This is a genomic window from Frankia sp. Hr75.2 (assembly GCF_949319125.1).
Taxonomy (GTDB): domain Bacteria; phylum Actinomycetota; class Actinomycetes; order Frankiales; family Frankiaceae; genus Parafrankia; species Parafrankia soli.
The window spans coordinates 1-355 of sequence record NZ_CASGGV010000253.1 but is presented as its reverse complement, the minus strand read 5'-3'; the positions used below and the strand labels follow the sequence as shown (position 1 = coordinate 355).

Annotated in this window: 1 protein-coding gene; it reads right to left on the bottom strand. The window is 71.8% G+C overall.

What is annotated here, in order from left to right; translation table 11 throughout:
- Position 1: 1 nt before the first annotated feature.
- A partial coding sequence (locus AC559T_RS17535; RefSeq protein ID WP_498869422.1) for a cytochrome P450 occupies positions 2–355 on the bottom strand: 354 nt, incomplete at its 5' end.

The window sequence follows — 355 nt, the reverse complement described above, 5'->3', positions numbered from 1 at the left end:
CTCATCCGACCGATCGGCCCGCCTGTTCCGTCTGGTCCGCCGGGCTCGCATCCGGCCGGGTGCCTGCAGCCTCCAACCGGACTCGCAGGCTTCGCAGGCCGCGGATGGTCAGGGTTTCGCGATAACTCGGCGCCGGATCCAGCACGGTGAGGCCCGGCGCGTGGCGCAACAGCGTCGCCAGGACGATCTCGAGCTCCATCCGGGCGAGTTGTGCCCCGAGGCAGAAGTGCGCGCCGAGCCCGAACGCCAGATGGCGAGGAGCCGACCCGGGACCGGCGAAGCGGGTCACATCCAGCCGGTCCGGGTCGGGGAACACCCGCGGGTCCCGGTTGGCGCCGGCGATCAGGATGACGAC